General features: G+C 65.1%; 26 protein-coding genes and 1 tRNA gene. 20 read left to right on the top strand and 7 right to left on the bottom strand.

All coding sequences use genetic code 11. From position 1 onward, the window contains the following. Window positions 1-9: 9 nt before the first annotated feature. Genes cobN through NKI85_RS09220 form a run of 5 tightly spaced genes read left to right on the top strand, consistent with a single transcriptional unit; the run spans window position 10 to window position 7,196 of the window. Window positions 10-3,531: a cobaltochelatase subunit CobN gene (cobN, locus tag NKI85_RS09240; protein ID WP_352776642.1), complete on the top strand. Its 3,522-nt coding sequence runs from the start codon at window positions 10-12 to the stop codon at window positions 3,529-3,531. Beyond that, a complete protein-coding gene (gene cobG / locus NKI85_RS09235; RefSeq protein WP_352776641.1) occupies window positions 3,528-5,027 on the top strand; it encodes a precorrin-3B synthase in 1,500 nt (499 codons plus the stop codon). The genes cobN and cobG overlap by 4 nt, the downstream gene beginning before the upstream one ends. Beyond that, window positions 5,024-5,677 carry a precorrin-8X methylmutase gene (locus tag NKI85_RS09230; protein WP_352524447.1) on the top strand — a complete coding sequence of 218 codons (654 nt, stop codon included), beginning with the start codon at window positions 5,024-5,026 and terminating at the stop codon, window positions 5,675-5,677. Before cobG ends, NKI85_RS09230 begins: the two co-directional genes overlap by 4 nt. Beyond that, on the top strand, window positions 5,674-6,435 hold the full coding sequence (locus NKI85_RS09225) for a precorrin-2 C(20)-methyltransferase (RefSeq protein ID WP_352776640.1): 762 nt from the start codon (window positions 5,674-5,676) through the stop codon (window positions 6,433-6,435). The genes NKI85_RS09230 and NKI85_RS09225 overlap by 4 nt, the downstream gene beginning before the upstream one ends. Next, complete coding sequence (locus tag NKI85_RS09220; RefSeq protein ID WP_352776639.1) at window positions 6,432-7,196, top strand: precorrin-3B C(17)-methyltransferase; 765 nt, start codon at window positions 6,432-6,434, stop codon at window positions 7,194-7,196. Before NKI85_RS09225 ends, NKI85_RS09220 begins: the two co-directional genes overlap by 4 nt. Here the strand turns inward: NKI85_RS09220 and NKI85_RS09215 are convergent. Next, window positions 7,160-7,927: a cobalt-precorrin-6A reductase gene (locus NKI85_RS09215; RefSeq protein ID WP_352524482.1), complete on the bottom strand. Its 768-nt coding sequence runs from the start codon at window positions 7,925-7,927 to the stop codon at window positions 7,160-7,162. The two genes, NKI85_RS09220 and NKI85_RS09215, sit on opposite strands and share 37 nt — an antisense overlap. 1 nt (window position 7,928) lies before the next feature. Here NKI85_RS09215 and cbiE point away from each other — a divergent pair, with 1 nt between their 5' ends. The 8 genes from cbiE to NKI85_RS09175 are packed head-to-tail and all read left to right on the top strand — an operon-like array spanning window position 7,929 to window position 15,051. Beyond that, window positions 7,929-9,173, top strand: coding sequence for a precorrin-6y C5,15-methyltransferase (decarboxylating) subunit CbiE (gene cbiE, locus NKI85_RS09210; protein ID WP_352776638.1), 1,245 nt, complete (start codon window positions 7,929-7,931; stop codon window positions 9,171-9,173). Then, entirely contained in the window at window positions 9,170-9,556 is a 387-nt protein-coding gene (locus NKI85_RS09205) for a cobalamin biosynthesis protein (protein ID WP_352524442.1), read from the top strand. The genes cbiE and NKI85_RS09205 overlap by 4 nt, the downstream gene beginning before the upstream one ends. Then, a complete protein-coding gene (gene cobM, locus NKI85_RS09200) occupies window positions 9,553-10,317 on the top strand; it encodes a precorrin-4 C(11)-methyltransferase (RefSeq protein WP_352776637.1) in 765 nt (254 codons plus the stop codon). The genes NKI85_RS09205 and cobM overlap by 4 nt, the downstream gene beginning before the upstream one ends. After that, on the top strand, window positions 10,314-11,129 hold the full coding sequence (gene cobA, locus NKI85_RS09195) for a uroporphyrinogen-III C-methyltransferase (RefSeq protein ID WP_352776636.1): 816 nt from the start codon (window positions 10,314-10,316) through the stop codon (window positions 11,127-11,129). Before cobM ends, cobA begins: the two co-directional genes overlap by 4 nt. After that, window positions 11,126-12,475 carry a cobyrinic acid a,c-diamide synthase CobB gene (locus tag NKI85_RS09190; RefSeq protein ID WP_352776635.1) on the top strand — a complete coding sequence of 450 codons (1,350 nt, stop codon included), beginning with the start codon at window positions 11,126-11,128 and terminating at the stop codon, window positions 12,473-12,475. The genes cobA and NKI85_RS09190 overlap by 4 nt, the downstream gene beginning before the upstream one ends. Window positions 12,476-12,478: 3 nt before the next feature. Next, window positions 12,479-13,249 (top strand): adenosylcobinamide-GDP ribazoletransferase, encoded by a 771-nt coding sequence (cobS, locus tag NKI85_RS09185; protein WP_352776634.1) that lies wholly within the window; start codon window positions 12,479-12,481, stop codon window positions 13,247-13,249. A gap of 24 nt (window positions 13,250-13,273) precedes the next feature. Beyond that, window positions 13,274-14,284, top strand: coding sequence for a nicotinate-nucleotide--dimethylbenzimidazole phosphoribosyltransferase (cobT, locus tag NKI85_RS09180; protein WP_352776633.1), 1,011 nt, complete (start codon window positions 13,274-13,276; stop codon window positions 14,282-14,284). A 26-nt stretch (window positions 14,285-14,310) separates the two neighbouring features. Then, complete coding sequence (locus NKI85_RS09175; RefSeq protein ID WP_352776632.1) at window positions 14,311-15,051, top strand: hypothetical protein; 741 nt, start codon at window positions 14,311-14,313, stop codon at window positions 15,049-15,051. A 78-nt stretch (window positions 15,052-15,129) separates the two neighbouring features. On the opposite strand, the gene NKI85_RS09170 is transcribed toward NKI85_RS09175, so the two are convergent. After that, a tRNA-Lys gene (locus NKI85_RS09170) sits at window positions 15,130-15,205 on the bottom strand. A 345-nt stretch (window positions 15,206-15,550) separates the two neighbouring features. Further along, window positions 15,551-16,471, bottom strand: a complete 921-nt coding sequence (locus NKI85_RS09165) for a PhzF family phenazine biosynthesis protein (RefSeq protein WP_352776631.1) — start codon at window positions 16,469-16,471, stop codon at window positions 15,551-15,553. Window positions 16,472-16,582: 111 nt separating this feature from the next. Between NKI85_RS09165 and NKI85_RS09160 the strand changes: the two genes are divergently transcribed. The 4 genes from NKI85_RS09160 (at window position 16,583) to NKI85_RS09145 (ending at window position 20,152) form a co-directional block, all read left to right on the top strand. Continuing rightward, entirely contained in the window at window positions 16,583-17,875 is a 1,293-nt protein-coding gene (locus NKI85_RS09160; protein ID WP_352776630.1) for an efflux RND transporter periplasmic adaptor subunit, read from the top strand. 2 nt (window positions 17,876-17,877) lie between these two features. Next, window positions 17,878-18,588, top strand: coding sequence for an ABC transporter ATP-binding protein (locus NKI85_RS09155; RefSeq protein ID WP_352776629.1), 711 nt, complete (start codon window positions 17,878-17,880; stop codon window positions 18,586-18,588). 2 nt (window positions 18,589-18,590) lie between these two features. After that, complete coding sequence (locus NKI85_RS09150; RefSeq protein WP_352776628.1) at window positions 18,591-19,808, top strand: ABC transporter permease; 1,218 nt, start codon at window positions 18,591-18,593, stop codon at window positions 19,806-19,808. Between the two features lie 101 nt (window positions 19,809-19,909). Beyond that, a complete protein-coding gene (locus tag NKI85_RS09145; RefSeq protein WP_352524430.1) occupies window positions 19,910-20,152 on the top strand; it encodes a hypothetical protein in 243 nt (80 codons plus the stop codon). A gap of 11 nt (window positions 20,153-20,163) precedes the next feature. Here NKI85_RS09145 and NKI85_RS09140 read toward each other — a convergent pair whose 3' ends face one another. Both NKI85_RS09140 and NKI85_RS09135 read right to left on the bottom strand, forming a co-directional pair. Then, window positions 20,164-20,880: a hypothetical protein gene (locus NKI85_RS09140; protein ID WP_352776627.1), complete on the bottom strand. Its 717-nt coding sequence runs from the start codon at window positions 20,878-20,880 to the stop codon at window positions 20,164-20,166. Window positions 20,881-20,887: 7 nt separating this feature from the next. After that, window positions 20,888-22,000, bottom strand: a complete 1,113-nt coding sequence (locus NKI85_RS09135) for an endonuclease/exonuclease/phosphatase family protein (protein ID WP_352776626.1) — start codon at window positions 21,998-22,000, stop codon at window positions 20,888-20,890. Between NKI85_RS09135 and NKI85_RS09130 the strand changes: the two genes are divergently transcribed. The 3 genes from NKI85_RS09130 to NKI85_RS09120 all read left to right on the top strand — a co-directional run bounded on the left by NKI85_RS09130 (window position 21,999) and on the right by NKI85_RS09120 (window position 23,244). Beyond that, complete coding sequence (locus NKI85_RS09130; RefSeq protein ID WP_352776625.1) at window positions 21,999-22,136, top strand: hypothetical protein; 138 nt, start codon at window positions 21,999-22,001, stop codon at window positions 22,134-22,136. The two genes, NKI85_RS09135 and NKI85_RS09130, sit on opposite strands and share 2 nt — an antisense overlap. A gap of 50 nt (window positions 22,137-22,186) precedes the next feature. Next, a complete protein-coding gene (locus NKI85_RS09125; RefSeq protein ID WP_352776624.1) occupies window positions 22,187-22,771 on the top strand; it encodes a BA14K family protein in 585 nt (194 codons plus the stop codon). Between the two features lie 188 nt (window positions 22,772-22,959). Then, window positions 22,960-23,244, top strand: a complete 285-nt coding sequence (locus tag NKI85_RS09120; protein WP_352524423.1) for a PilZ domain-containing protein — start codon at window positions 22,960-22,962, stop codon at window positions 23,242-23,244. A gap of 11 nt (window positions 23,245-23,255) precedes the next feature. Here the strand turns inward: NKI85_RS09120 and NKI85_RS09115 are convergent, their stop codons facing one another. Then, window positions 23,256-23,879 carry a hypothetical protein gene (locus NKI85_RS09115; protein ID WP_352776623.1) on the bottom strand — a complete coding sequence of 208 codons (624 nt, stop codon included), beginning with the start codon at window positions 23,877-23,879 and terminating at the stop codon, window positions 23,256-23,258. Beyond that, window positions 23,872-24,393, bottom strand: a complete 522-nt coding sequence (locus tag NKI85_RS09110) for a hypothetical protein (protein WP_352776622.1) — start codon at window positions 24,391-24,393, stop codon at window positions 23,872-23,874. Before NKI85_RS09110 ends, NKI85_RS09115 begins: the two co-directional genes overlap by 8 nt. Window positions 24,394-24,890: the final 497 nt, after the last annotated feature.

The following is a 24,890-nucleotide window of genomic DNA, read 5'->3' as shown; positions in this document are numbered from 1 at the left end:
CGAACCGCGATGCACATCCTCACCACCACATCCGCCTCGCTCGACGATCTCGCCGAGCCTGTTGATCTCAGGCAAACGCCTGCGGATGTCGTGGCGCTGTCCTTCACCGACAGCGACCTGGCAGGGTTGGCGGCGGCGTGGAAGGCAGATGCGGATCGCTTGCCGTCGATGCGGCTCGCGGCCTTGCGCGATCTGCGCCATCCGATGTCCGTAGACCTGTGGATCGACAGCGTTGCCCGGCACGCCAAGGTTATCCTGGTCCGCATCCTCGGCGGCTATGAGTGGTGGCGCTATGGCTGCGACCAGCTTGCCTCGACCGCCCGGGCGCGCGGCATAAAACTGGCGCTGCTGCCCGGCGAATGCCGCGACGAGGATTTGCGGCTGATCGAATGCTCGACGTTGCCGCGCGAAGAGCTCGATGGATTGCTCGACTATTTCCGCGAAGGCGGCCCGGCAAATATGACGGCGCTGGTGCAGAGGCTGGCGCGACTGGCGGGGCAAGACGCGGCTGTCGCCGAACCGGTCAGCGTGCCGAAAGTCGGCCACTATCAACCAGGACTAGGCGTCGTACAGCGCGACGTTCCCCTCCCCCTCGAGGGGAGGGTCCGGCCGCAGGCCGGGGGTAGGGTCCTCTCTGAAGCGTGCCAACACTTTGAAGCGCGCCAACAGAAAGCGTCGAGCACTTCCGCAACGACCCCACCCGGCCCTGCGGGCCACCCTCCCCTCGAGGGGGAGGGAGAGGTCGCCCCCGTCATCCCAATCCTCTTCTACCGTTCGATGCTGCTCGCCGCCGATGTCGCGCCCATCGACGCGCTTTTTGAAGCGCTGACAGCGCGCGGCATGGTTCCCGTGCCGATCTTCGTCTCCAGCCTCAAGGACCCCGCGTCGCTCGCCTTCGTCGAGACCGTGCTTGCATCGTTGAAGCCTGCCGCAATCATCACCGCGACCGCCTTCGCCTCGGGCGCCGAGCCCGGCGTCGAAACCCTATTCGACCGCGCCGGCGTGCCAGTGTTCCAGGTGATCGTCGCGACGACACGCCGCGACACTTGGCAAAACAATCAGCGAGGCCTTGCGCCCGCCGACCTCGCCATGCATGTCGTCCTGCCGGAACTCGACGGCCGCATCCTCGCCGGCGCTATTTCGTTCAAGAGCGAAAGCGAGACCGATCCCGCATTGGCCTTCCGCGCCCTCGCCAACCGGCCGGAGCCGGACCGCGTGGCGCAGGTGGCGAACCGTGTCGAAGCCTTCGTGCGCCTGCAGCGCACGCCGCGCGCGGAGCGCAGGCTCGCCATCCTGATCCCCGATTATCCGAGCGCCCCCGGCCGCACCGGCTACGCCGTCGGCATCGACGTGCCGTCCAGCGTGCTGGCCATGCTGCACGACCTGAGCGAACAGGGCTACGCCGTTGAAGAAATTCCGCAAACGCCGCGTGAGTTGCTGGAGGAGCTGGAGTCGGCTGACCAAGGGCTGGCTTTGCAGGACTATCTGACCTTCTCGAAGAAATTGCCGTCGGCGGCCATCGCTGCGGTGGAGGCCGCATGGGGGAACGCGGCAGATGAGACAGGTTTGTGCGAGGGGGGTGTTCAGGCGCCTACCGCCGCAAAATTCCCCTTCCGCGCAGCCACCTTCGGCAACGTCACCGTGGCGCTGGCTCCCGATCGCGGGCGTTCGGCCGACCGCCGTGCCGACTATCACGACCCGACGCTGCCGCCGCGCCATGCGCTGATCGCTTTTGGTCTCTGGCTGCGCAAGTCCCTCGGCGTCCATGCCCTCGTCCATGTCGGTGCGCATGGCACGCTGGAATGGCTGCCCGGCAAAACCGTCGCGCTTAGCGAAGCCTGTTTTCCCGAGATCGTCACCGGCGCCCTGCCCGTCATTTATCCCTTCATCGTCTCCAACCCAGGCGAGGCAGCACAAGCCAAGCGGCGCATTGCCGCCGTCACGCTTGGCCATCTGCCGCCCCCGCTGACCGGCGCCGGGCTGGACGAAAACCAGCACAGGCTTGAACGACTGGTCGACGAATATGCCCAGGCCGACGGGCTCGACCGCCGCCGCCGCGACCGGCTGGCGAAGCTGATCGTCGAAACCGCCCAAACGACCGGGCTCGCGTCCGAGGCGGGTGTCGCCGGAACCGACGCCCCCGACGAAGCGCTGCGTCGCATCGACGCCTGGCTCTGCGATCTCAAGGATTTCGCCATCAAGGACGGCCTGCACATCTACGGCCGCTCGCCCAATGGCGAGGCCGATCCACTGCGGCGGCAAAGCGCGGCAGCCGAGCAAGCCGCACTGCTTGCCGCCCTCGACGGCCGCCACGTCCCCGCCGGTCCCGCTGGCGCGCCGGCGCGTGGCCGGCGCGATGTGCTGCCCACCGGCCGCAATTTGTTTACCGCCGACCCGCGCACCATGCCGACGCCGACATCCTTCGATCTCGGCAGGGCGGCGGCCGACGAGGTCTTGCGCGGCTACATGCAATCGCATGGCGACTGGCCGCGCTCGCTGGTTATCGACCTCTGGGGCTCGGCCTCGCTGCGCACCGGTGGCGAAGAGATCGCGCAAGGCCTGGCGCTGATGGGCTGCCGGCCGCAATGGGATTCCGTCACCGGCCGCGTCACCGGCATCGAGGTGCTGCCGCCGGCAGCGCTCGGCCGCCCGCGTGTCGACGTCACCTGGCGCATTTCAGGCCTGTTCCGCGACATGTTCCCGACCCAGATCGCGCTGATCGACGCTGCAGCCAACGCCGTCGCCGCCCGCGACGAGGACGCGTCGGAAAACCCGCTTGCCGCCAAGACTCGCGCCGACGGCAAGATCAGCCCACGCATTTTCGGCACCTCGCCCGGCACCTACGGCGCCGGCGTCGAGGACTTATTGTCGAGCGGCGACTGGGCGGGGCGCGAAGAGATCGGCCGCGCCTATCTCGACGCCACCTCGCATGCCTATGGCGGCGCAGAGGGCGAAGGGCTTTCGGTACCCGGCGCGTTCGAGGGCCGCATCGCCGAGGCCGACCTTCTCGTCCACACCGGCGACGATCCCGGCCGCGACATCCTCGAAGGCTCGGCCGATGTCGCCTTCATCGGCGGCTTTTCGGCAGCCCTTGCAACACTCGGCAAGAACGCCGACGTCATCGTCCTCGACACCACCGACCCGCAAAAGCCAAAGCCACGCTCGGTGAGCGAGGCCGTGTCGCGCGTCGTGCGGGCGCGTGCCGTCAATCCACGCTTCATCGCCGGCCAGATGCGGCACGGGCCGCGCGGCGCCTCGGAATTCGCCGAGACCGTCGACCGGCTGGTCGGTTTTGCCGAAACCACAAATGCCATATCAGGCACGCTGATCGAAGCCGTGCACGACGCCTATCTCGGCGACCCCGTGGTCCGCGCCTTCATACTGCGCGAGAACCCGGTGGCGGCGAAAGTCATCGCCGAGCGCTTATTGTCGGCACGGCGGCGCGGTCTCTGGCATCCGCTGCGCAATTCAATCGATAACGATCTCGCGGCACTGATTGCCGAAGCGCAAGCGCTGGGGGTGGCGGCATGAACGCCTTCTCCCGCCGCGGCGCCTGCCCCGCTTTGTCGGCGCCGATGGAAACCGGCGACGGGCTGCTGGTGCGGCTCAACCCCATTGCTGGAGGCCCGATTGCTGGAGGCCCGATTGCTGGAGGATTGTCGCCGAAGTCGTTGATCAGACTCGGTGAATCGGCTCTGCGGCAGGGCAACGGCATCATGGAAGTGACCGCCCGCGGCAGCCTGCAAATACGCGGCCTGACGCCCGAAAGCGCCCGGCTGCTGGCGACGGAGGTCGATGCGCTAGGCATCGCGGTGCGCATCGGCGTGCCGGTCGAGACCGGCCCACTTGCGGGGCTCGACCCCGAAGAGATCGCCGACCCGCGCCCGCTGGCGGAGCGGATTCGCAAAACCATCGAGGCGGCCGGGCTGACGCAACGCCTCGGGCCGAAGGTTTCGGTCGTTGTCGATGGTGGCGGTCAGCTTGGCATAGGTACGGCGATCGCCGATGTCAGGTTGGTCGCCACGCGGAAGCACGAGGGAACTCGATGGCGGGTGTCCGTCGCCGGAGATGCACAGGGTGCGACGCCGCTCGCCGTGGGCGAGGAAGATGCGGCCTGTGACATCGCCCTCGCCATTCTAAGGATGATTGCCGAAAAAGGCCGCGATGCCCATGCGCGGGATTTGACGGAGAGACAGCTGAGATCTCTGGCAAATTGGCGTTCCGTCGCGCCCCCCTCTGTCCTGCCGGACATCTCCCCCACAGGGGGGGAGATTGCGCCCTCGTCTCAGCTTTCGCCAATCGCAAAGGATGCTAAGGGTGAGCCGCCGGCGAAGCTGCCGATCTCCCCCCAAGTGAGGGAGATGTCCGGCAGGACAGAGGGGGGCGCGACGGATCGCCGGCCCATCGGAGTTTTCGACTTGGCTGCAGCCGGAACCGCCCTCGGCATCGGCCTGCCCTTCGGCAGCATGCCTGCGGACCAAATCATCGCTCTCGTGCAGAGTGCCCTCACCCTCGGCGCAACCGAAGTCCGCTCGGCGCCGCAGCGCGCGCTGCTTTTCCTTGGCCTTGCGCCAGCCGCCTGCCTGCTGCTTCAGCAAGCCGCCGCAACCCTCGGCTTCGTCATCGACGCTGCCGATCCGCGCACCAGGATCGCCGCCTGCCCCGGCGCACCGGCTTGTGCCTCCGGCCGCATCGCGACGCGCGAAATCGCCGAGACCATCGCCGTGGAAAACCGCGACATCCTCGATTCTTCCTTGACGCTGCACATCTCCGGCTGCGCCAAGGGCTGCGCCCATCCCGGTCCGGCGGCACTGACATTGGTCGGCGGCGAAAACGGAGCCGGACTTGTCGTGGACGGGACGGCAAAGGCACTGCCCGCCGGATACAGGCCGGGCTACGACGTCGCGCACGGCATCGGCCGCGTTGCAACGGCAATCCGCAGCGCACGATATCCCGGCGAAACCACTGCTGCCTGCCTGGCAAGGCTTGGCACGGCCGGCATCACCGAAATCTACCGACAGGAATGAGCATGCCCGCCCAGAACTCCATCGCCTACGACTACATCCATGATGGTACGGCGATCTATGAGCGCTCTTTCGCCATCATCCGCGCCGAGGCCGACCTGTCGCGCTTTTCCGAGGCCGAGGCCGACGTCGCTATCCGCATGATCCATGCATGCGGCCAGGTCGAGGCTTGCAGGCACTTCGTTTTCTCGAGCGATTTCGTAGCCGCCGCGCGCACGGCGCTGGGGGCCGGCGCGCCGATCTTCTGCGACGCTCAGATGGTCTCGCATGGCGTCACCCGTGCCCGGCTGCCCGCCGGCAACGAGGTGATCTGCACGCTGCGCGATCCCCGGACCGCCGATATCGCGAAAAGGATCGGCAACACCCGCTCGGCCGCGGCCATCGACCTGTGGGGTGAGCGCATGGGTGGTTCGGTCGTCGCCATCGGCAATGCGCCGACCGCCCTGTTTTATCTGCTGGAAAGGCTGCGCGACGGCGCGCCCAAGCCAGCGGCAATCATCGGCATGCCGGTCGGTTTCGTCGGTGCCGCCGAATCGAAGGCTGCGCTGGCCGAAAATTCCTATGGCGTGCCCTACGCCATCGTGCGCGGCAGGCTCGGCGGCAGCGCCATGACCGCCGCAGCCCTCAACGCTTTGGCGAGGCCGGGCCTATGAACGCGATCGCAAAAGGTCGACTGGTCGGCGTCGGCACCGGTCCCGGCGACCCCGAACTTTTGACGCTGAAGGCGGTGCGCGCGCTGGCCGAGGCCGATGTCGTTGCGCATTTCGCCAAGCGCGGCAACAACAGCAATGCGCGCGCCATCGTCGGCGTCCATTTTCGCCCTGATTTGATAGAGTTGCCGCTGCTTTATCCAGTGACCACCGAAATTAACAAGGATCACAGCGATTACCGCTCGCAGATCACCGATTTCTACGAGGAATCGGCCGAAAAGGTCGCCGCGCACCTCAGCGCCGGCAGGATGGTCGCGGTGCTTTCGGAAGGCGACCCGCTTTTCTACGGCTCCTACATGCATCTCCACGTCAGGCTGGCGCACCGCTTCCCGACCGAAGTCATTCCCGGCATCACCGCCATGTCCGGCTGCTGGTCGGCAACCGGTCTGCCGATCGTCCAGGGCGACGACGTGCTGACCGTGCTGCCCGGCACAATGAGCGAATTCGAGCTGACCCGCCGCCTCGCCGATACCGATGCCGCCGTGATCATGAAGGTCGGCCGCAACCTGCCCAAGATCCGGCGCGCACTGGAAGCCACCGACAAGCTGGCTCGGGCAATCTACGTGGAACGCGGCACCATGCCCGGCGGCGTCTCGATGCGGCTTGCCGACAAGCAGGACGACCAGGCGCCCTATTTCGCCATCGTGCTGGTGGCCGGCTGGTCCGGCCGTCCCGAAGCATTGATGGAGGCGGGGGTATGAGCGGCCGCCTGACCGTCATCGGCCTCGGGCCCGGCAATGCCGACCAGATGACGCCGGAAGCAAGCCGCGCCGTTGCCGAGGCAAAATTCTTCTACGGCTACAAGCCCTATCTCGACCGGCTCGAGCTGCGCCCGGACCAGATTCGTGTCGCCTCCGACAATCGCGAGGAACTCGCCCGTTCCAGGGACGCGCTGCTGAAGGCCGCGGAAGGCCACGAGGTTGCGGTCGTATCGGGCGGCGACCCCGGCGTGTTCGCCATGGCGGCGGCCGTCTGTGAGGCGATCGAGGCAGGGCCGGCCGAATGGTGCGCGGTCGACATCGCCATCGTGCCCGGCATCACCGCCATGCTCGCCGTCGCCGCCCGCATCGGCGCGCCGCTCGGCCATGATTTCTGCGCCATCTCGCTGTCCGACAATCTGAAGCCGTGGGAACTGATCGAACTGCGCCTGTTGGCTGCGGCCGGCGCCGGCTTCGTCATCGCGCTGTATAATCCGATCAGCAAGGCGCGCCCCTGGCAGCTAGGCCGCGCCTTCGAATGCCTTGCCGCGATCCTGCCCGGCACCACGCCGGTCATCTTCGGCCGCGCCGCCGGCCGCCCCGACGAGCGCATCGAGGTTTTCCTGCTGGCGGACGTCGACGCGCAAAGAGCCGACATGGCGACCTGCATCATCATCGGCTCGCCGGAAACCCGAATCATCAAGCGCGGCGAGCGGCAGGCCCTGGTCTATACGCCGCGTTCGGCAGCGGGCTCGAGGACATGATCGACCATCGCGGCAAGGACTTCGACGGTGTCAGCCGACGCAACGTCCGGCAGCGCCGGCCTGCGGATCATGACCACCTCAAGACCCAGCGCCCGCGCTGCCGCGATCTTGCCGTAGGTCGCCTCGCCGCCGCTGTTCTTGGAAACGACGACATCTATGTGATGTTCCTGAAGCAGAGCCTGTTCGTCCGCCTCCGGGAATGGCCCGCGCGCCTGCAGGTACGCCGCATTCGGCACCGCGAGTTCCGGTTCAACAGGATCGACGCTGCGGATGACATAATGATGCTGAGGTGCGGCCTCGAAGGCGGCGACTTCTTGCCGGCCGAGCGCCAGCAACACGCGGCGCGGCATCGGTCCCAGCGCTTTGACTGCATCGACAACAGTATCGACCAGGACCCAGCGGTCGCCTTCGACCCTCTCCCAGCCTGGGCGTCTAAGCGCCATGATCGGCACGCCGGATCGGCGCGCCGCCTCCGCCGCATTGGCGGAGATTTGCGCCGCATAGGGATGCGTGGCGTCAATCAGCAGGTCAATGCGTGTTTCGCTGAGATACGCCGCCAGCCCGTCGACGCCGCCAAAGCCGCCGACCCGCACCGGCACCCCTTGCGCGACAGGGTTTTCGGTGCGGCCCGCCAGCGACAGCGTGATCGAGATATCCGTGCGCGCGGCCAGCTTTCCGGCCAGTTGCCGGGCTTCGGTGGTTCCGCCGAGGATCAGAATGCGGTGGGTCATCATGCCTGCTGAAGCTCAATCGCGCGCCGCCGTGCTCACTCCAAAATGGCTCACGATCGTCGGCATCGGCGAGGACGGTGTAGCGGGTCTCGGCGACGAGGCCAAGCGGCTGATTGCAGAGGCGGAATTCGTCTTCGGCGGCAAACGCCACCTTGCCCTTGTCGCCTCGCTCGTCAAAGGTGAAGCGCGCGCCTGGCCGGCCCCTTTCGATGTCGGGATGCGCGACGTGCTGGCGCTCGCCGGCAGACGCGTCTGTGTGCTGGCCTCCGGCGATCCCTTCTACCACGGTGTAGGCGTCACCCTGGCCCGTCAGGTTGCAGCGGCGAATATGCGGGTGATCCCCGCGCCCTCGGCCTTCTCGCTGGCCGCCTCACGCCTGGGCTGGGCGCTGCAGGACGTCGAGACCGTCTCGCTGCATGGCTGCCCGCTCGACCTGATCCGGCCTTTGCTGCATCCCGCCATTCGCATTCTCGCGCTGACCTCGGACGGCGATGCGCCGGGAGCGATTGCCCGTCTCATGACCGAGCTCGGCTTCGGCGCGTCGCGGCTGACCGTGCTGGAGGCGCAGGGCGGGCCGAATGAAGGGCTGCGCACAGCTCGGGCCGACGCCTTCGATCTTGAAAAGATCAATCCGCTCAACGTGCTCGCGATCGAAGTTGATTCGACTCCGCAAGCACGCATCCTGCCGCTGACGGCGGGCCTTGCCGATCATTTGTTCGAGCATGACGGCCAGATCACCAAGCGCGAGATCCGCGCCATCACCCTGTCCGCCCTCGCCCCCAGGCGCGGCGAATTGCTGTGGGATATCGGGGCTGGCTCAGGCTCGATCGGCATCGAGTGGATGCTGGCCCATCCCTCCATGCGCGCCATAGCCGTTGAGGCCGATCCGGCCCGCGCCGCCCGCATCCGGCGCAACGCTGCTGCCTGCGGGGTTCCCGGTCTCGCCGTCGTCAAAGGTGCGGCACCGCAGGCTCTTGCCGGACTGGAAACGCCGGCTGCGATCTTCATCGGCGGTGGCGGCAGCGATGCCGGCGTGCTGGACGGCGCGATCGATGCCTTGTCCGCCGGCGGCCGCCTCGTCGCAAACGCCGTTACGCTGGAGATGGAGGCGCCGCTGCTTTCCCGTCATGCCGCGCTCGGCGGCGAGCTCACCCGCATCGCCATGTCCCGTGCTTCGCCAGTTGGTTCGATGCAGGCCTGGCGGCCGGCTATGCCGGTCACCCAATGGAGCTGGATCAAGCCATGATGGTCGCGGGCATCGGCAGCCGCAAGGGCGTCAGCGCAAGAGACGTGCTAGCCGCGATAGAAACCGCGCTGGAAGCGCACGGATTGGCGCTGACGGCGCTTTCGGCACTCGCCACCGCTTCTCTCAAGCGTGACGAAAACGCAATCTCCGCCGCCGGACGACAACTCCGCCTTCCGGTGATCGTTATCGAAGAGGACGAGCTCGAAGCCGTATCGTCCCAGACAACCAGCAATTCCGACCTGTCGCAGGCGCATGCCGGCACGCCGTCGGTTTCCGAAGCCTCCGCGCTTGCTGCTGCCGGCAAAGGCGCGAAACTGCTCGGGCCGCGCACCGTGCTCGGTCCTGTCACCTGCGCCATCGCCATCAGCGGAGACGCGGCATGACCGTCCATTTCATCGGCGCCGGTCCAGGTGCTGCCGACCTGATCACCTTGCGCGGCAGCAGGCTGCTGGCGAGCTGTCCGGTCTGCCTCTATGCCGGGTCGATCGTCGCGCCGGAGCTGTTGCAGCACTGCGCGCCCGGCACCAAATTGATCGACACCGCGCCGATGTCGCTCGACGAGATCGAGGCCGAATATCTGGCAGCCCACGAGGCCGACCATGACGTCGCCCGCCTGCATTCCGGCGATCTGTCGGTCTGGAGCGCCGTTGCCGAGCAGATCCGCCGGCTGGAGAAGCATGGTATCCCTTATACGCTGACGCCGGGCGTGCCGTCCTTCGCCGCCGCGGCGGCAGCGCTGCGCCGCGAGCTGACCATTCCAGAAGTCGCGCAAAGCCTGGTGCTGACCCGCATCTCCGGCCGCGCCTCGAAAATGCCGCCCGGCGAAACCCTGGCCGGCTTCGGCCGCACCGGCGCCACGCTGGCCATCCACCTTGCCATCCACGCCATCGACCGCGTCGTCGCCGAGCTGACGCCGCATTACGGCGCCGATTGCCCAGTCGCCGTCGTCTTCCGCGCCTCCTGGCCGGACGAACGCGTGCTGACCGGCGCACTAGCGACAATTGAAGCGCAATTGGCTGCCGACCCGATGGAGCGCACGGCGATCATCTTCGTCGGCCGCTCGCTGGCGGCGGAAGGTTTTGGCGAAAGTTCACTTTACGACGCCCACTACCAGCGGCGTTTTCGCGGGCGGGACGGATTGTGAGCGGCGGCGGCAACAAAAACGAAACCAATACGGTCGAGCAGGCGCTCGCCCGGCTGAACTTCAAGCCGCGCCAACTGGAGCCCGGTCATGTCTGGCTGGCCGGCGCTGGCCCCGGCGATCCCGGCTGCCTGACGCTGGAAGTGCTGGCCGCCCTTGGGCAGTGCGACGCGCTCGTCTATGACGCGCTGGTCTCGCCGAAAGTGGTTGCCGTCGCCGAGGGCGCGGAACTGTTCTATGCCGGCAAGCGCGGTGGCAAGCCATCGATGAAGCAGGACGACATCACCGCTCTGCTGGTCCGGCTGGCGCGCGAGGGCCGGCGCGTCGTCCGATTGAAGGGCGGCGATCCCTATATTTTCGGGCGTGGCGGCGAAGAGGCGCTGGCGCTGGCCGGGGAAACCATCCCGTTCCGCATCCTGCCTGGCCTGACGTCCGGCCTCAGCGCGCTGGCCGCCACCGGCATTCCCGGCACGATGCGCGGCATCAACAAGGCGCTTATTCTGGCGACCGGCCATGCCGCCGGCACCGATGACGATCTCGACTGGGCGGCGATCGCCCGTACCGGCCAGCCGGTGGTCATCTATATGGGCATGGCCAATCTGCCGCTGATCACCGCCTCGCTGCTCGAGGGCGGACTGGCGCCTTCGACGCCCGCCGCGGTGATCGTCGCTGCGACGACACCGCAGGAACGGATCGTCGTCGCCACGCTTGCGACCATTGCCGAGGAAGCGGCGGCAGCCGGCTTGACCTCGCCGGCGCTGATTGTCATTGGCGGCATCGTCGCGATGCGCGCTGCACTGGCGGGTGAGCCATGACCCGCGCCATCATCATCGGCGCGCCGCGCTCGGGCTCGGGCAAGACCAGCGTCACTATCGGCATTCTGCGCGCCCTCGCCCGGCGCGGCCTGAAAGTGCGCGGCGCCAAATCCGGCCCCGACTATATCGATCCCGGCTTCCACACCGCCGCCACGGGCTTGTCCGGCGTCAATCTGGACAGCTGGGCGATGCCGCCCGCACTGCTCAACGCGCTGGCCGGCGAAGCGACCGAGGACGCCGACTTCATCTTCCTCGAAAGCGCCATGGGCCTGTTCGACGGGATCCCTGCTGCTCCAGGCCGTTCTGGCTCGGCGGCCGACCTCGCCCGGCTCTACGCCCTGCCGGTGCTGCTGGTGCTCGACGTCTCCGGTCAGTCGACCACGGCGGCGGCCGTCGCCAAGGGTTTTGCCACCTACGATCCGGATGTGCGCGTGGCCGGCGTCGTGCTCAACCGGCTGGGCAGCGAGCGCCATCGCCGGCTTTGCGGCGATGCCATCGAAGCGCTCGGCCTGCCCGTCGTCGGCGCCATCCTGCGCGATCCCTCGCTCAACCTGCCCGAGCGCCATCTCGGCCTCGTCCAGGCCGGCGAATATGAGAATCTGATGGCGCATCTCGACCGCCTGGCCGACATGGTCGAGCGCTCGCTCGACCTCGACGCGATCATGGCGCTGGCGGCCCCTTTCACGCCAGCGCCCGGCAACTTCGGCGACGCGCTGCCGCCGCCAGGCCAACGCATTGCGTTGGCCGAGGACGCCGCCTTTACCTTCCTCTATCCGCATGTCGCCGCGCATTGGCGCAAGGCCGGCGCCGAGATCGTCCCATTCTCGCCGCTCGCCGATGAAGCGCCCGGCGACAATTGCGATGTCTGCTGGCTGCCCGGCGGCTATCCCGAGCTCCACGCCGGCCGCCTCGCCGCCGCCGCGAATTTCAGGGCGGGCATGGCGAGGTTCGCCGCCACGCGGCCGGTGCATGGCGAGTGCGGCGGCTTCATGGTGCTCGGAAAGGCGCTCGAGGAAGCAACCGGCGAGACGCATCAGATGCTCGGCCTGCTCGGTCATTCGACCAGCTTCGCCAAGCGCAAGATGAACCTCGGTTACCGCGAGGCACGGCTGCGTTCCGAGTGTCCGCTCGGCAGCCAAGGTACGCTGATCCGCGGCCACGAATTCCATTATGCGCAGATGATTGCGACCGGCGATGACGAGCCGCTGGCCGACCTCGCCGACGGGCAAGGCAATCCGCTCGGCCCCTCCGGCTACCGGCGCGGCAATGTCAGCGGCACGTTCTTTCATGCCATTGCGAGGGGCGAGAGCATGATCCCGAAAAGTGGTAGCCGGTTTTCGGAATAGATCATGCTCAAACTCCAGATCCCCTCGCAACGGCAGATCCTCGAAGACGTCGCGCTTTGCCTCGTCTTCTTCACCCGGCTGCCGCTGCCCGGAACCGACTTCCGCGGCCGCAGCCTTGCCGCCGCGATCTGGGCGGCGCCCGTGGCCGGCCTCGCCGTCGCTCTCGTCGGTTCGTTGGTCTACGCCGTCGGCACAAGGCTCGGCCTGGCCGGAGGGTCCGCCGCATTGACCCTTGCGGCGATCTTGCTCGCCACCGGCTGCCTGCATGAGGACGGGCTTTCGGATGTCGCCGACGGTTTTGGCGGCGGCAAGACACGCGACAGAAAGCTGGAGATCATGCGCGACAGCCGCATCGGTGCCTACGGCGCTTGTGCGCTTGCTGTCTCGCTGCTGATCCGCTGGAGCGTGCTCTCGGAACTCGCCGGCCCGGCTCATGTCTTCTGGGCCCTCATTGCCGCGCATGCCGCTTCTCGCGGCCTGCTCGGCGCCTTCATGCACCTGCTGCCGCCGTCCCGCAGCGACGGCCTTTCGGCCGAAGCGGGCACTGTTTCCGCTGAAACCGCTGGTATCGGTGCCATGCTTAGCGCGGTCGCGCTGCTGGCGCTTGGGCTCGGCGGCGCCTTCACAGCACTCATCCTGCTCGGTCTGTTATTCGCCGCCTTCCGCGCGCTTTGCCTCAACCAGATCGGCGGCCAAACCGGCGACACCGTCGGCGCCCTTCAGCAGCTCGGCGAGATCGCAATCCTGCTCGTCGCTTCCGTTTCCCTATCCTGACTCTGTTTCGGAGATTTTGCCCCCATGCCTTTCAAATCACTCGATGAACTGCGTGCCGCCTGCCTCGACCTGCCTGCAGGCAGCGACGCCGCGGCCAACGCCGTCGCCCGCCGCCAGGACACGCTGACCAAGCCGCAAGGCAGCCTCGGCCGGCTGGAGACAATTGCCGCCTGGCTGGCGTGCTGGCAGGGCCGCGACATGCCAAAACTCGACCGCGTCAAGGTCTTCGTCTTCGCCGGCAATCACGGCGTCACCGCGCAAGGCGTGTCGGCTTTCCCCTCGGAAGTCACCGTGCAGATGGTGGCGAATTTCGCCGGCGGCGGCGCCGCCATCAACCAGCTTGCCCGCATTGCCGGTGCCGAACTCGACGTCATCCCGCTCGACCTCGACCGTCCGACCGGCGATTTCACCCAAGGACCCGCAATGAACGACGAGGCCTTCCTCGCCGCTGTCTCCGCGGGCTACGACGCGGTCAGCAGGGAACTCGACCTCGTCTGCTTCGGTGAAATGGGCATCGGCAACACCACCCCGGCGGCGGCCATCTCAACCGCGCTGTTCGGCGGCGGCGCGGAAAGATGGACCGGGCGCGGCACCGGCGTCGATGATGCCGGCCTTGTGCGCAAGATCGTCGCCATCGAGGCCGGCCTCAAGCGCCACGCCGAGGCTCTCACTGATCCCCTGCAGATCGCAGCCACGCTTGGCGGGCGCGAACTCGCCGCCATCTTCGGCGCAACGCTCGCCGCTCGCCGTCTTGGTGTGCCGGTGCTGCTCGACGGCTTCGTCTGCACCGCCGCCGCCGCACCCCTGGCGAAACTGCACCCGGCAGGCCTCGCCCACACACTCGCTGCCCACGTCTCCGCCGAATCCGGCCATCGCCGCCTGCTCGAAGCGCTCGGCCTGCCGCCGCTGCTTGATCTCGGCATGCGGCTCGGCGAAGGCTCCGGCGCCTGCCTCGCCGTCAACATTGTTCGTTCAGCGCTCGAATGCCACGCCCGCATGGCAAGCTTTGCTGAGGCTGGTGTTTCGGAGACGTAAACGCTCGCAAAGTTTGGGCTGCGTCGATGAACGAACCCTCGCAACATTTCGGAAACCCCAAACAGGGGCTTCGCGATATTCTTGCTCGGATTATCGAAGATTTCGACAGCAAGAGCGGAGCTTTTGCTGGGTTGAAATACAATTCGCCGTGGATACTGGCCACGGCGGATTGGGCAGAGCGATCCGGCCATACGGTCGAAGAACTGTGCGAGATGATTTCTCGATGGCGAATTTCAATTTTTTCCGGCGAGCAGACAAATCCGAAAATCGTTCAGATTTTCGAAGATCTTCGCAGCGCTGCGGAGGAGTGGAGAACCGAGACGGACTATGTCGATCCGCCTACTCCCTATAACCCTGAAGAGGCAAAATTCCCTAATCGCAAGGAGCTGAAAGCCCATACCCTTAAGGCTTGGAGTTCTTTGGGGCTATCGACGCAATGGCATCAATACGATGCCCGAGACCTTAGTTTTAGCGGAATCTTCGAAGACAAATTTGGTCATGATATTAGATTCTCGATGACTTTCAAGCTAGCATACGGTGGCCCCGTAAGATTGTTCTTCCAATTTCCTTACTATTCGGAAGGCGATCCGAGACATCTAGACCTCTTTATGCTTTCAGGCTGGTTTGTCTGTCAGGACCTCCGTTTGCCCGAAGCACCCGACCTTAAATGGACCGTCGGTAAAAGCAGGACAAACTTCGATGCCGTCGACGGCGTCTTGGCCATAGTGCGGGCGATCCTCAGCCGTCTGCGGCCAACTATCCAATAGCGGTTGCATAAATGCGGCCACCCGACAGCGGCGAAACATCCCGCTTTCTAGGTCTTTCCACCAATTTTCTGAAAAATTTGGTGGGTGCGCACAGGATTGAACTGTGGACCCGCTGATTAAGAGTCAGCTGCTCTACCAACTGAGCTACGCACCCACTCGGCCGGCAAAACCGGCGTTGGCGGGCATATAGCCGCCGACATCCGCCATGTCCAGCCCTGCCGGATTCATTTCCCGACAAATCGCACCGGGGGTCTCGTCATCCCTGGGCGGAGCGAACGCGAAGCGGAGCGCAGACCCTGGGACCCGTGCCGTGACAGTCGTCGAAGAACGCAGCGACGCGGATTAGCATCCGTCCGCAAATGAGCAGAAAGACGGCGGCTAGTTGAAGTCCAGCTTGCACCGTCGGCGCGTTGCCGTCCGGTCACGGCATGGATCCCAAAGTCTTCGCGAGTCGCTTCGCTCCTGCTCCGCCCTAGGATGACGAAGCGTAAGGGTAGGATCAGACAAACAGCTTGCCTTCCGCCACCTTGACCGCATGGCCGCCGATGCGGGCGGCTGCCAGTTTGCCGCCTTCGACATTCAGTTCGAGGCGAATGCGCGACGGCCGGCCCATCTCCAGCCCTTGCTCGATCCACAGCTGCGACGCACCATCCGTCGGCCGGTCGAAATGCATGATCGCGCCGGCGAACGCGGCCGCCGCTGAGCCGGTCGCCGGGTCTTCGTAGGACGGATTGCCGGGCACCATCATGCGGACATGGAAGGCGCTGTCGTGGTGCACCGTCTCGCGGCAATACACATAGGGGCTGGCGAAGGCCCATTCGCTCTTGCGCGGCGCCAGTTCCGTCCACGCCTGGTTGTCCAGCCTGATCCGGGCAGCCGCCTCTAGATTGGCGACGGGGATGGTCACGTAAGGCACTCCAGCCGACCAAAATGAAACGCGGTGGTTCTCGAAGCCGATCTCGTGCGGCCCAAGGCCAAGGGCCGCACCGATCGCCTCGGGATCGGCCGACAATTCCAGCTGCGCCGGCAGTTTCGCCAAGTCGAACTCGGCAAAGGTCGAACTATCGTGCTTGCTGACAGCGCAGCGCACCGGGCCGATATTTTCCTCGAGCACAAAGATGCCAGCGCCATTCTCGGCCCTTTCGGCCCCTGCCAATTCGGCCAGCGCTATCGCCGAGCCGACGGTTGGATGGCCGGCAAACGGCATTTCATAGTCGGGCGTGAAGATACGGATACGAGCCCGGTGTTTGGGATTATCGGGCGGCAGCACGAAGACGGTTTCGGACAGGTTGAACTCGCGCGCCATGGCCTGCATCGCCGCAAGGTCCAGCCCGTCACAGTCCAGCACGACGGCCAGCGGATTGCCGGCCAGCCGGGTAGTGGTGAATACGTCGTAAAGCAAGTAATTCCGCGGCTGCATTTCAGTAAGTCCTCTGCCTCATTCCCAACATGAGCGAAATTTAATTTGAATTTTGAACCATAAAGCCTGATTTGTGCACTGATGGGATATCACTGAACATAGGGGTCCGGCGTGGACCAGATTGTCAATCTGCCAAAGACGGAATCCGCTTCCGCCATCGAGACGGCGCTCGGGCTTGACCACCAGGGCCTGAAGACAAAACGCCGTCGCGGTTGGCTTTACGCGCTGCTTGCGCTGCTCGCCGTCGCCGCGGCGGTTGTCGGCTACCAGTGGTATTCCGGCTCGCCCGCCAAGATCGAATATACCACGACACTGGCCGCCATGGCCGATCTTACCGTCGCGGTTTCGGCTACCGGCACGCTGCAGCCCCTCACCCAGGTCGATATTTCCAGCGAACTCTCCGGCGTCGTCCGCTCGGTCTCGGTCAACGAGAACCAGCTGGTGAAGAAAGGCGATGTGCTGGCCGCTCTCGACACTGCCAAGCTGGAGGTACAGATCGAGCGCGCCCAGGCTTCCGCAAAGGCAGCAGCGGCGAGCGTCGAGGACGCCACCGTAACCCTCGCCGAAAACGAAATGGGTCTGGTGCGCGCGGTACAACTGACCAAGCGCGGCATGGCGACGGACCAGTCGCTTGAAGCGGCGACCGCCACGCGCGACCGCTCGAAGGCGGCGCTCGACATCGCCAGAGCCAACCTCGCCATGGCCAATGCCGATCTCAAGGCGCAGCAGACGGATCTTGCCAAGAGCACCATCTACGCTCCGATCGACGGCATCATATTGACGCGCTCGGTCGATCCCGGCCAGACGGTCGCCTCCTCGCTGCAGGCGCCGGTGCTGTTCGTCATCGCCGCGGATTTGAAGAACATGGAACTGAAAGCCGCAGTCGACGAGGCCGATATCGGCGCCGTCAGGCCCGGCCAGCATGCGCGCTTCACCGTCGATGCCTTCCCTGAACGGCCGTTCGACGCCGAAATCCGCGACATCTCCTATGCCTCGGTCACCACCGACGGCGTCGTCACTTACGATGCAAGGCTGGATGTCGACAACAGCGAGCTTCTGTTGCGGCCCGGCATGACAGCCACCGTCTCGGTCGTCACCAAGCAGGCCAGGAACGTGCTCACCGTGCCGTCGATCGCCTTCCGCTACCGGCCGGCCCAGACGGCGGAGCGCGGCTGGAGCCTCACCGACCTGTTCACCGGCCGCATGGGACGCCCCGGCGGCAACCGCCAGCACCAGGCGGCGACGAAGCCCACCGACGGCTCGCGCACACTCTACGTGCTGGAAAATGGGCGGCCGCATCCGGTCAACGTCAGGGTCGGCTCGACAGACGGAGAACTGACCGAGATCGTCTCCGGCCTGGAGGAAGGCGCACAAGTCATTACCGCCTCGCAGCAGCGGAGCTGATCGTGGCATCGGGCGCGATCACCCTCATAGGCTTCGAGAAGGTCTGGAAAAGCTATGGGCACGGCGAAGCCCGGGTGCACGCGCTGGCCGGCGTCGACCTCGCCATCAGGCGCGGCGAATTCGTCGCCATCATGGGGCCGTCTGGCTCAGGCAAATCGACGGCGATGAACATCATAGGCTGCCTCGACACGCCGACGGCCGGGACTTACAGCTTCGAAGGCATCGACGCCGGCCGTCTCGACCGCAACCGCCGCGCCGTGCTGCGCAACCTCTATGTCGGCTTCGTCTTCCAGGGCTACAACCTCTTGCCGCGCACCACGGCCGCCGAGAATGTCGAACTGCCGCTGATCTACCGCGGCGTTCGCGCCCGCGAGCGTCGCAGCCTTGCTATGCAGGCACTTGCCGAGGTCGGCCTTGTTGGCCGCGAGCATCATACGCCAGCCGAGCTGTCCGGCGGCCAGCAGCAGCGCGTGGCGATCGCCCGCGCCATCGTCACCAGGCCGACGCTGCTCGTTGCCGACGAGCCGACCGGCAATCTCGACACCGCACGCACGCACGAGATCATGGAGCTCCTGACGCAGCTGAACAGCGAGCTTGGCCTGACCATCGCCATGGTCACGCACGAAGCCGATGTTGCCGGCTATGCCCAGCGCACGATCCGTTTCCTCGATGGCCATGTCGCCTCGGATACAGCCAATCTCGAGATGGCCTAGCCATGATCTGGGAAACCGTCCGCCTCTCGCTCCGCTCCATCCGCCGCAACGTGCTGCGCTCGTTCTTGACGCTGCTCGGCATCGTCATCGGCGTTGCCGCCGTCATCGCCATGCTGACCATCGGCTCGGGCACCACCGAGAAGGTCAAGTCCGACATCTCCAAGCTCGGCAGCAACCTGCTCGTCATCCGTTCCGGCCGCCCGGCCGGGCCCGGCGGACCGGGAGGGCTCGACCAGGTAGTCCGGCCGCTGGGCGACAAGGATCTTGCAGCACTTGTCGCGCATCTGGACGGCGCGCGCGCGGTCTCGCCGGCCTCGCAAAAACAGGTGCGCGTCATTTTCGGCACCGAAAGCCTGACCTCGGGCGTCACCGGCACCGACAGCGCCTATCTCGATGCGCGCGACTGGAAGCTGGTTTCGGGCCGTCCGTTCAGCGATTCGGAAACCCGCTCGGGTACCGGCGCCTGCCTCATCGGCGAGACGGTGCGCCAGCAGTTCTTCGGCGCGGGCGACCCAGAAGGCGAGATCATCCGCGTCAACCGCACCTCCTGCAAGATTATCGGCCTGCTCGAACCAAAGGGCTATACCGGCTTCGGTCAAGACCAGGACAATGTCGTGCTGATGCCGCTTGCGGCCTATCAGCGTCGCATTGCCGGCAATCGCGACATCGAATCGATCTATGTCGCCGCCGACGACCGTACGCCAACCACGGTGCTGCAGCAGCGCGTCGAGGACATATTGCGCGACACGCGCCGCATCACGCCAGACCGTGACGATGATTTCTCGATCCGCGACATGACCCAGATTGCCGACGCCATGGCCAGCGCCACCACCACGATGACCGGCATGCTCGGCGCCGTCGCCGGCGTCAGCCTGCTCGTCGGCGGCATCGGCATCATGAATATCATGCTGGTCTCGGTCACCGAGCGCACGCGCGAGATCGGCATCAGGCTCGCCATCGGCGCCCACGAAAAGCACATCCTCATCCAGTTCCTGGTCGAGGCGACGGTGCTGTCGCTGCTTGGCGGCATCATCGGCATCCTGATCGGCCTGGCGCTGGCCGGCCTCGCCTCGGTGACGCTGACGATCCCGTTTGCGCCGAGCCCGGCGGTCATCCTGCTTGCCGTCGGCTTTTCCGCACTGATCGGGATGGTGTTCGGCTTCTTCCCGGCACTGCGCGGCGCCCGGCTCGACCCGATCGATGCGCTGAGGCACGAGTAGAGAGCGCCTCCAGACGCTGCCAATTTTTTATGCAGCCTGCCCTTGTCGGGGCACAATCTGCAATGATAGCAATGCTGTTGGGGATAAGGGGGGAATAATGGATGAGCAAGAAAGGGCGACTGGCTCTGGCGATGGTGATCGTCGAAGCCGCCTTGGCAGGGCTTTGGTGGAATTTGATCCGTTATGGGATGGACAATCCCGATCGCGTCACCCCTGACTTCCAGCAGGTTATTGGACAGACGATGGGAACGGCGATGGGCGCGCTCCTGGGTCTCGGCGCGCTCTTGTATTTTGTCGCCGCCCGCAACGACCGCAAGGCCATTGAAGGCAGGTCGCGACGTTAGAGTCGGATGTTCTAATCCCTGCTCGCAAAATGCCACTCTATCAGCGGCCCCATATGCGGCATCAGCCCGTCCGGCAGGTCGGCGGCATTGCGGATGATGACGGGTCCTTCGATTTCCGGCTCTGGCTCGGTGGCGACAAAGTCGCTGATGCGCTGCGCGATCTCGTCGGCGGAGGCCGTCTCGCGGTAGCGGCGAAAGATCACCGTGCCGCTTGCCGTCGACAGGGCGTAGTGGCGCCTGCCGCGTGTCGCGCCTGATAGATCGAGCCCGGTTTCCTCCCGTACCTCGCGGATCATGTTGAAGTCGACGTCGACAAGGCCGTCGCGGAAATCGGTGGGCTCGAACGAACCGGCGGCGAAGTAGATGCGCCCGGCATTGACCGTATGCGGCGCCATGCGGATCGCCACCAGCTCATTGTCGCCAGCGACCAGCATGGCGTGCGCGTAGGCATGTTCGGCGCCAGGCACCTGTCTATTGCTGCGCCAAAGCATGAAGGTCGAATACCGCACCGCATGGCAGCGGCCGACGAGGCGATTGTCGCGGTAGCTGAGTGCGGAAAGCAGCACCACGGTGCCGTCGAAAAGCGCCGGCCTGGCTGCGGTCTCACGCCGCCAGTTCGCCGCGATCGCCTCGGCATTATCGCGCTCGAACGGATGCGGGCCGGGATCGAGCCTGACGTCGATGGCATCGACCGGCAGGATGACGTTGCGCGGCAGATCGAAACTCACGCCTGTCTCACGCCATGTCGAGGGCAATTGCTACCGGGCAATGGTCGGATGCCTTCGGCCGGTCCCACCCGGCGCGTGGGAAGCGCTCGACCTCCTGGCCCGCCGGAAATATGGTGCGCCAAGGCTGCCCGTTACGGATGATATCGGGAACGGCGGTGGCGTTCTGCCTGGCTAGCGCCCTCGACAAAAGGATGTAGTCGAGCTGGCAGAGATGCCGCTCTTCCGGTCCGCGCGTGTGATAGAAAGTCCAGCGGTCCATTTCCGGCCGCCGCTCGACCGCGTTTTCGCAAAAACCGCCGGCAGTGAGCACGTCGATGCAGGACCGGGTCTCGTCGATGACCTCGAAGCGATGGCCGTCGAAAACATCGCCAGTGATCTTCACGCGCTGCCGGTAGTCGTTCATGTCGCCGCAGATTGCCCAGCGCTTGTCGGCGGCATGGTCCTTGCCGAAGCGCTCCTCGATGATCCGGCGCACCGCCTGCGCCTCGGCGATGCGCAGCGGCATTGTCGCCTCGCGGCCGTCGAGGCCGTTACGGGGCGAGCCCATCGACTTGAAATGCACGAGATACAGCGTCAACGGCGCGCCAGCCACCGTCAGATCGACTTCCAGGCAGTCGCGCCGGAAGATGCGTTCATTGGCCTGGTGACCAAGCGCCGCCAATTCCGCCGTGTGCAGCCCGAATTGCTCGAACGTGACATAGGCGTAGCTGGTCATGCGCACGAATTCGATCGGCTGGCCCTGCGCGGTCTCGTTGCGCATCATCACGGCGACGTCGATGCCGCGCGAATCATTGCCGGCGGTGGTGTATTTCTGCCGGTAGCCTTGCCCCACCATCTTGAACAGATAGCCATATTCGAAGGCCTTCAGCGCCTCGATATTGTCGACCTCCTGCATGCAGATGATGTCGGCGCGGGTGGCCGCGATCGCCAGCGCCGTCAACTGCCGCGTGTCGTCGGACTGCGCGATGGCCCGCGCCTGCTCGAGCATCTTGTATTCGGCCTCGCTCTGGATGTCGAAAAGCGCCAGCGTGCGATCTTCGTTGAGCTGATTGCGGTATCCGGAATAATCAAACCTGTTCATCAGGTTTTCGACGTTGAACGTGGCAAGGCGCAGCGACATGGCTTTGACCTTTGCCCGCAAGCGCGCCCGAAAACAAGGGCGCAGAAATCAGGCGGCTCTGATTGATCGCGCGCTCGCTAAGGTTGACGGAACCTTTTTGTTCATCTTCCGTTCAGATGGAAAGTTCCATCAATAGGCCCTTCCCCGGGTATTCTGGGCGTGGGGCCTGAATCTTCGGAGAGTGCGATGAAACCGCTCTATTTATCTTCTGTCAGATCCGGGCTGATGGCCCTCGGTCTGATCGCCGGCCTCTCGGCCCCCTCGCTTGCCGGGCCAATGCCCAAACCTCTGCTGCCGGTGGCGGGCAATGCCGCCGACATCGTGCAAATTCGTGAAGATTGGGCAGGCGGCAACGACAGGCAGATCTGGCGTTGGCGCAATCGCGGCTTTCGGCAATGGCACGGCGACGATGGTTGGAGATGGCGGTCCAACAATTTCCGCGGCCGTCATTTCTCAAGACACTGGGACAATGGCGACTGGAATGACAGCTGGCGTTGGCGCCATCACCGCCGCCATTACCGCGGCGGTTACTACGATGATGGTGCCGGCGCCGCGATTCTTGGGCTGGGCCTAGGGCTTGGCCTCGGCAGCCTATACAACAACTACAACTACTACGATGCCCCCGCACCGCGGCGCTACTACCGGACACAGCGGCTTTCCAGCGCGCATGTCCAATGGTGCTACAATCGCTACCGGTCGTACCGCGCCTGGGACAACACTTTCCAGCCCTACAATGGGCCGCGCCAGCAATGCTACTCGCCCTATAGCTGAGCAGGCCGACAACAGATCATCCGGCGCCGTGCTTCGCGGCGCCGTTTTATTTGGGCTGCCATCCGCTTCCGGCAAAAGTCGCGATAATTCTCGCAGCTCTGCCGATGATAACGCTATGTTTATCAGGCAGGCCTAATGATTGGCGATCAGACCACCCGCGATGCGACGATCGCCAGGGATTGCGTGCGATGGCCGAGGACGAACAGAGGGACAAACACCGGCAGCGCGTCTTCAAGGGCGCGACGATCCTGACCGGCATGACCAATTCCGAGGTCACATGCACGCTGCGCAACATGCATGCCGGCGGCGCCGAATTGAAAGTCGCGATCGACGCGCGCGTGCCCGACGAGTTCCTGCTCTATGTGCCGACCGACGGCATCGCCTACAAGACGGTGGTCCGCTGGCGCCGTGATGACCGCATCGGCGTGATGTTCACCGGCACCCAACCAAAGCCCAGCTGGCATTACGGCTGAGATTCCCGGCTTTATCCAGGTGGCAGGATTTGCAGCGTCTGCTCGTCAAACAGCGGCTCTTCCTGGCCGACGCGAACGAATAGAAGCTTTCGCAGTTCGGGTGATTGCACCTCGAAATACTGGATGCCGTCCGGGGCTTCGCCCCATTCGCCGCACGGTGGTTCGCCGACCTCGTCAGGGTCGGCAACGGCTTTCAATTCCTCGCGATAGGCGGCATCGGGACTGAAGACGTATCGCATGGTTCCCGCGGGCGCGGCCCCTTCGGTGTAAGGCATGAGCACGCAACGTGTGCTGATAGCCTTCTCCGTCTTCTGCGAGAATATACGTCCCAACGCAGCGTCAGCGGCTTCGCCGGGCAGCATATCGAAGACTTCGACGACGGGATCGGCCGGGCCGCCGTCGCTGTATTTGATGGCAAGAGCATTGCCGCCAAGCTCGAAATGGATTTGGCGAAAACCGAAATCACAGCGCTGCACCCAGGCCGCAAGCCCGACATCCCTGTCCGCCAGCCGTTCCCAGGTGCATTTGTCGACAGGCGGACGCGACGGCTTGCTTTGGTCGGCACGAGCCCCGGTGGCCATGGCCATAAGGACCGGCAGGGCGCAGATGCAAGCCGGCAGTCTCTTGCTATTCATCGCTGCAACCCGTCAAGGTAAAGGCATCCCAGGCTGAACCATCGGGATTGGCTTTGGCGAAATCGGGCCATTCGGTAAAAATCGCGCCGAAGTCAGGCAACAGCAACCCTGTCGGTGCCGGCGAGGCCTCGCGGGAGCTCAACTGCTCGGCACCGCCTGCGTTGAACGCATAGACCTGCCCGTCCCACACTCTGCACAGTCCGGTGCCGTCCTCGAGACCCGCCTCGCGATCATCGTCGGTGCAGGTGTGCCGGATCGTGCCCACAGGAAACGATTGCTTGCCATTGGTCCAGGTGATGTCCGACGGCAGACGAATGTCGGTATTCGGCACGATCAGCGAAAAGACCTCCGTCGTGAGCGCAGCCGGCTCGTTGTCGGTTGGCCGGAATTGTATCGTCGCCCCTGATCGCGGCTCGCGATAGGTCGCGTGGCTGAGTGAACATTCTGTTGCGTTCGCCGCTTGCAACAGGCTCAGCATGCTCAGAAAAATAGCTGCTGCTTTGCGGATGATCATTTAAGTTCCTTGGAGCAGCATCATTGTGAAGTTTGAGCATCGATGCTTTAGCATGGCCCAAGGTCATGGTCGAAAGAAAGAAATCGGTGATGCGAAATTCCATGATGATCATTTCGATCTGCGCATTTTTGTGCGGCCGCGCCTTCGCCGCGGAACCCTATGTGGGCACATGGTCCGGGGACAGATCGAACTGTACTGCCGTCGCGGATGTTCAACGCCAGACTGTCTACGCATTGTACCCCGAGGCACTGTCGGTCCCTGCTCTCGGCTGCGAACACGCAACGTTTCGCAAGACACCCACAGGCTGGGTGGCGCGGGCCAGCCAATGCTACGGTTCTGACCCGTCGGCCGAAGAGCCGTTCTCACGTGTCATCCATGTTGTGGTCGACGGGGCGACGGTGAGATTGACATGGCCTGGCTTCGACAGCGGAGTTCTTGTCAGATGCTGACGACAGGTGTCCTCTTCCTCTGGATCTACAGCGTCTAGGACAGCAGCT

This window comes from Mesorhizobium sp. M0571 (genome assembly GCF_040320985.1).
GTDB lineage: Bacteria > Pseudomonadota > Alphaproteobacteria > Rhizobiales > Rhizobiaceae > Mesorhizobium.
This window is presented reverse-complemented; position numbering and strand designations above follow the sequence as displayed.

Bases quoted from the DNA above. Each gene is read 5' to 3' on its own strand.
- cobN (WP_352776642.1), top strand. From the start codon at position 10: ATGCACATCCTCACCACCACATCCGCCTCGCTCGACGATCTCGCCGAG.
- cobG (WP_352776641.1), top strand. From the start codon at position 3,528: ATGAACGCCTTCTCCCGCCGCGGCGCCTGCCCCGCTTTGTCGGCGCCG.
- NKI85_RS09230 (WP_352524447.1), top strand. From the start codon at position 5,024: ATGAGCATGCCCGCCCAGAACTCCATCGCCTACGACTACATCCATGAT.
- NKI85_RS09225 (WP_352776640.1), top strand. From the start codon at position 5,674: ATGAACGCGATCGCAAAAGGTCGACTGGTCGGCGTCGGCACCGGTCCC.
- NKI85_RS09220 (WP_352776639.1), top strand. From the start codon at position 6,432: ATGAGCGGCCGCCTGACCGTCATCGGCCTCGGGCCCGGCAATGCCGAC.
- NKI85_RS09215 (WP_352524482.1), bottom strand. From the start codon at position 7,927: ATGACCCACCGCATTCTGATCCTCGGCGGAACCACCGAAGCCCGGCAA.
- cbiE (WP_352776638.1), top strand. From the start codon at position 7,929: ATGCCTGCTGAAGCTCAATCGCGCGCCGCCGTGCTCACTCCAAAATGG.
- NKI85_RS09205 (WP_352524442.1), top strand. From the start codon at position 9,170: ATGATGGTCGCGGGCATCGGCAGCCGCAAGGGCGTCAGCGCAAGAGAC.
- cobM (WP_352776637.1), top strand. From the start codon at position 9,553: ATGACCGTCCATTTCATCGGCGCCGGTCCAGGTGCTGCCGACCTGATC.
- NKI85_RS09190 (WP_352776635.1), top strand. From the start codon at position 11,126: ATGACCCGCGCCATCATCATCGGCGCGCCGCGCTCGGGCTCGGGCAAG.
- cobS (WP_352776634.1), top strand. From the start codon at position 12,479: ATGCTCAAACTCCAGATCCCCTCGCAACGGCAGATCCTCGAAGACGTC.
- cobT (WP_352776633.1), top strand. From the start codon at position 13,274: ATGCCTTTCAAATCACTCGATGAACTGCGTGCCGCCTGCCTCGACCTG.
- NKI85_RS09175 (WP_352776632.1), top strand. From the start codon at position 14,311: ATGAACGAACCCTCGCAACATTTCGGAAACCCCAAACAGGGGCTTCGC.
- NKI85_RS09165 (WP_352776631.1), bottom strand. From the start codon at position 16,471: ATGCAGCCGCGGAATTACTTGCTTTACGACGTATTCACCACTACCCGG.
- NKI85_RS09150 (WP_352776628.1), top strand. From the start codon at position 18,591: ATGATCTGGGAAACCGTCCGCCTCTCGCTCCGCTCCATCCGCCGCAAC.
- NKI85_RS09145 (WP_352524430.1), top strand. From the start codon at position 19,910: ATGAGCAAGAAAGGGCGACTGGCTCTGGCGATGGTGATCGTCGAAGCC.
- NKI85_RS09130 (WP_352776625.1), top strand. From the start codon at position 21,999: ATGGCTTTGACCTTTGCCCGCAAGCGCGCCCGAAAACAAGGGCGCAGA.
- NKI85_RS09135 (WP_352776626.1), bottom strand. From the start codon at position 22,000: ATGTCGCTGCGCCTTGCCACGTTCAACGTCGAAAACCTGATGAACAGG.
- NKI85_RS09125 (WP_352776624.1), top strand. From the start codon at position 22,187: ATGAAACCGCTCTATTTATCTTCTGTCAGATCCGGGCTGATGGCCCTC.
- NKI85_RS09120 (WP_352524423.1), top strand. From the start codon at position 22,960: ATGGCCGAGGACGAACAGAGGGACAAACACCGGCAGCGCGTCTTCAAG.
- NKI85_RS09115 (WP_352776623.1), bottom strand. From the start codon at position 23,879: ATGAATAGCAAGAGACTGCCGGCTTGCATCTGCGCCCTGCCGGTCCTT.
- NKI85_RS09110 (WP_352776622.1), bottom strand. From the start codon at position 24,393: ATGATCATCCGCAAAGCAGCAGCTATTTTTCTGAGCATGCTGAGCCTG.